This window comes from Microcystis sp. LE19-10.1B (assembly GCF_027530565.1).
Taxonomy (GTDB): Bacteria; Cyanobacteriota; Cyanobacteriia; order Cyanobacteriales; family Microcystaceae; genus Microcystis; species Microcystis aeruginosa.
The window spans coordinates 1-4,264 of the sequence record NZ_JAPZQM010000614.1; the positions used below are offsets into that span (position 1 = coordinate 1).

Below are 4,264 nucleotides of genomic sequence, written 5' to 3' on the forward strand. Positions count from 1 at the left end.
ACGTTCAAAAACCTTGCATTATCCTTCTTGTAGTACATCGCTTGGTACAAAAAACAAGGGCAACAAAGCCTAAAACGACCGGCTCCTGACGACCGGCTACTGACTCCTACCCCCAGGAAAAACTTTTTCAGCAGACCCTAATTAAATTAAAAATGGATTTTAGGTTCGATCCCCCCTGCCCTCCTTGATAAGGTAGGGTTGATTCATGAATCAACCCTACTATTTAGGGGACAAGCGTTCTTGAATTTGATTAATTGCCCAGCTTAAAATCGCCCCCGCAATTAAAATACTAATAGCAGGATTGAATAAGGGCAGCCAAAGACGCTGAAAAAGTTTAAATCCTAGGGGAATTCCCGTGGATTCACCGATAACAGCCAGGGCAAACCAGAGAAAGCCCGCTATTACTAAAAACACATCAAATATTAAGATTCTATTCAACCACTTGACAAATTGCTCTTTCATTGCAGCAAAAACTTAGGTTATTTAACAGTTCATTCACGAAAAAGTATAGCACTGTCACCTTAATCCCAAGCTCTCCAGAGCCAAGCGAGTCCGGCAGTAATGATTAAAACTTTAGTTAACCAATCTCCCCAGCGCACATATAAAGTTCTTGTATCCCGTCGATAAATTGTTTCGCTATGGATTTGATATTTATCTAAATCCGATAGCCAAAGCTGATTACCGTGGGGATCGACAAAAGCAGAATAACCTGTATTGGTGGCCCGGGCCATCCATCGATCGGTTTCGATCGCTCGCATGGTATCCTGAGCATGGTGTTGAGCGGGCATGGCGTGGCTATAATGGGCGTTATTAGAAGCAGTAATAATAAATTCGCCTCCTCTAGCAGTTTGACGGCGAAAATGTTCGGAAAAAGCCGACTCGTAACAAATGCCCACAATTATTTTACCGAAAGGGCTGTCAATAATTTGATCAGGATTTCCCTGGATTAAATGCGCTTGCAAGGGAGAAAGGCGATCAACAATTCCGCCCAAAATTTCCTGAAAAGGAACGTATTCGCCTAAAGGCACGAGAATTACTTTATCATACCGACTAATCACCTGTCCCTCGCCATCAATGGTCAAGAGACTATTGTTATAACCCTTGTCCACCTTGCCAAATGCACCTAACCAGATTGGCGTTTTTTTGGCTAAAATTGCCGAATAAATCGAGCTATTATTGACTAAGTTCTCCCAATAGTAGGGTAAGGCGGTTTCAGGAGTTAAGACGGCATCTACTCCTCGATCGGCGAGAATTTGATAACCAGAGGTGTAACCTTCGAGCGCCTTTTGAAATCCTAGGGGCGAAAGTTTAATCGTGTTGGCAATATTGCCCTGAATGACGCCAATTTTTATCCCTAAATCCCTTGACTTTTCGATCGGTTTATGGTATGTGTTCCATCCCCAGAGATGGAGGCTAAAACAAATAAGCAGGGGTAAAGAGAGAAAAGCGAGATTTTGCCGCGATTGACGGATTAGGAGCAAGCTTTCGGCGATTAAACCGTTAACTGCCACAATTGCCGCCGTTACCGTCGTAAAACCCGATAATTTGCCCAATTGCAGAATCAATAAATTATGGGGACTTTGACTATAAGCAAGGGTAGTCCACCAGAGAGGGGATTGACTCCAGAGAGATTCTAACCCACACCAGAGGGCAGTACCGATGAAAACCCGTAGGAGGGCATCCCGAAAAGATGACTGATTAACACTTTTGTTGACATAAAACATGACTAACGTCCAAGTTAGCACGATCGCCGTTCCCCAAAAAGTAATAAACAACCAACAAAACAGGGCAATTAACAAACTCGCTAACCAGGGGACACCCATCCACGTCATCGGGTGAATTCCCGTGATCCAGAATAAAGCCAGACCATGGTAGGCAAAACCCCAGCCAAAACCGTATAAAAGCTGTTTTTTTAGGGATTTTTCCGCTAATCTCACAATAATCCACAGGGGGACGAGAGAAATCCAAGCGAGTAACCACCAAGAAACTGGCGCCACTGTTAACCCCATCCCCACACCGGCCAAAATTGCCCAGAGAAAACGCACCATCTTTCACTCCAGTCAGGTTAAACTCCTCTGACCTACTAGATCAGAGTAGCTAGAGGGAAGACAAAAAACAAGAGACACACAGAAGTTTTGGCTACATCTACAATAGATCAGTTAGCGAGTAAAAAAGCCCCTCGATCAGATGCTAAGTAGGGAGGCACAATTATTTGTAGGATGGGTTAGCGGTAGCGTAACATGAGCGGGCGTTGGGTTTCATGCTTCAACCCAACCTACGTTCATCTAGAGGGAAGACAAAAAACAAGAGACACAGAAGTTTTGGCTGCATCTACAATAGATCAGTTAGCGAGTAAAAAAGCCCCTCGATCAGATGCTATGGCAAGCTATAGACTCAGACAAACACAGAGATGAGGAATGTCACCCTCACCCTGAAAGCCTAAACTCGGACTGAATAAGTGATTGAATACATGGATAATTTTAACCCCAAAATAGCTACTCTGGCTCTTGTCTTGAATGTTGAGGAAAATCTCGAAGATATTTTTGGGAAAATAGCTAGTATGAGCGCTCATCAATTGCGAGCGCAGCACTGTTCAATTATGTTAAGCTCTCCACAGCAATTAAAGGGGGAAATTACCGATTATCTAGAAGTTTTTGCCCATTATGATGAGCTATCACCTTTAGCTGATCAAGAAATAATTAAACTCGATCAAGTTATTGCCGACAGTGTAGCGGCCACAGGAAAACCTTTACTAATTAAGGATATCACTCGATCGCCATTTGCCAGTGCAGCCCGTGATCCCAAAAGATCAAATAATAATAGTTTTATCTCCGTACCGATTATCCTCAATCAGCAGGTAATCGGAGTAATTAATCTCAGTTTTCCCCTAGACAAAAAACATTTTGAACCATTAGATTTAGAAATCTTGCAGTTATTCGCTCAACAGGCTGCCCAATCCCTGCAAATTTTTCATTTGCAAGGGATGTTAAAATCTCGTTTTGTGGCTATGGCAGTGACTAGAGAAATAGCAGAAATTCAGTCCGAACATTCGATCGCTGTTCACCCTTATCCCCCGAAATTAGCCAAAATTGTCGCTAAGGCTTTTTTTAAAGAATTAACTCAGGCCGGTTTTGGAACCCATGAAGTTATTGAGATTGCTAATGAGGTTTTGAATTTACTACAAAAGACTCTTAATAAACATAAAAATCGTCTGGAAGGAAAAGATTAAGCTCTAGTCAAGGGTTAAAATCGACTAACTTGCCACTCCCGTGCAGTGCCAAGAAGTAATTGAGATAGTTAACAGCTTAATTGACCGTTGTTTACTGATTACCGCTGCCGTCCTGCCGTCCTAATTCATAGACACCAGAGGCAACACAGGCGAGAATACCGACACTAATCGGCCAACTTTTTCCTAAACTAATCTCGATTAACCAATCGGAGAAACCGCCGAGAATGAGAAAGGGAATAATACTAAAGATAGAGGCATAAAAAGCATTTTGTGATTCTCTGGCGATGCGAGTTTTTTCAAACTCCTCTAGGGAAGTATAGAGGAAACGCTCGGCAAAATTAAACCAGCGATAGAAAATTTCTATAAACCAATTTCGCACCCCAGCTAACCCCAGATACAATGCTAAAGACCAGAGACAGCTACCGGCAATAAAGGCCGGGGAAATATTGATAGTGAAGGGCAGAAAGTCGATGACCATAAATGAGAGCCACAGAAGTGGTAAATTTGAGCGAACGGCTTGATCAATCTTAACAAGTCTTGACCCTGGCACCAAAAAGTTGACATCCTCACCGCCGGGGCCGGACGGTGATTTCCAAACCTGACGATTTGGGTTTCTGTTTGGGGTCCCTTACCCGGTTTCGCGGCTGCCTTAAGTAGTCGTGCAAAATTAATTTCCTAGTCGAGACAGGAGACAGGAGACAGGAGACGGGAGACGGGAGACGGGAGACGGGAGACAGCTATTAGGGATCGGATTTGAGTTTTCAGTTCACTGTTTGCTCACACCAGAAGTCTGACGGAGTAGTGGCTTAGATGTGTAATTAATTTTGCTTAGGTACTTAGGGCTTGCTGAATAAATCTAAAAACCTTGTTGGATAAGGCTTTTAGACTTTTTTCCCTCAAAAAGTGCCGACCATTGGAGGGATCGGGGGTAAAATTCAGGTACTTTTTCCCTGAAAATTAGGTAACTGACTACCTCAAAATCGGTAAAACCCCACACCCCACACCCCACACCCCACACCCTGCCCCCACCAACAA

General features: G+C 43.4%; 4 protein-coding genes. 1 reads left to right on the top strand and 3 read right to left on the bottom strand.

Going from position 1 to position 4,264, the window contains the following annotated elements; genetic code table 11:
- Positions 1–219: 219 nt before the first annotated feature.
- Positions 220–462 carry a DUF8620 family protein gene (locus O9332_RS22180; RefSeq protein WP_002756980.1) on the bottom strand — a complete coding sequence of 81 codons (243 nt, stop codon included), beginning with the start codon at positions 460–462 and terminating at the stop codon, positions 220–222.
- A 59-nt stretch (positions 463–521) separates the two neighbouring features.
- Positions 522–2,048, bottom strand: a complete 1,527-nt coding sequence (gene lnt, locus O9332_RS22185; RefSeq protein WP_288027459.1) for an apolipoprotein N-acyltransferase — start codon at positions 2,046–2,048, stop codon at positions 522–524.
- Positions 2,049–2,470: 422 nt separating this feature from the next.
- On the opposite strand from lnt, the gene O9332_RS22190 reads away from it, so the two are divergent.
- Positions 2,471–3,229: a GAF domain-containing protein gene (locus tag O9332_RS22190; RefSeq protein WP_002756977.1), complete on the top strand. Its 759-nt coding sequence runs from the start codon at positions 2,471–2,473 to the stop codon at positions 3,227–3,229.
- 91 nt (positions 3,230–3,320) lie between these two features.
- On the opposite strand, the gene O9332_RS22195 is transcribed toward O9332_RS22190, so the two are convergent.
- Positions 3,321–3,707, bottom strand: coding sequence for a hypothetical protein (locus O9332_RS22195; protein WP_002756975.1), 387 nt, complete (start codon positions 3,705–3,707; stop codon positions 3,321–3,323).
- Positions 3,708–4,264 lie beyond the last annotated feature (557 nt).

Bases quoted from the DNA above. Each gene is read 5' to 3' on its own strand.
- O9332_RS22195 (WP_002756975.1), bottom strand. From the start codon at position 3,707: ATGGTCATCGACTTTCTGCCCTTCACTATCAATATTTCCCCGGCCTTT.
- O9332_RS22180 (WP_002756980.1), bottom strand. From the start codon at position 462: ATGAAAGAGCAATTTGTCAAGTGGTTGAATAGAATCTTAATATTTGAT.
- lnt (WP_288027459.1), bottom strand. From the start codon at position 2,048: ATGGTGCGTTTTCTCTGGGCAATTTTGGCCGGTGTGGGGATGGGGTTA.
- O9332_RS22190 (WP_002756977.1), top strand. From the start codon at position 2,471: ATGGATAATTTTAACCCCAAAATAGCTACTCTGGCTCTTGTCTTGAAT.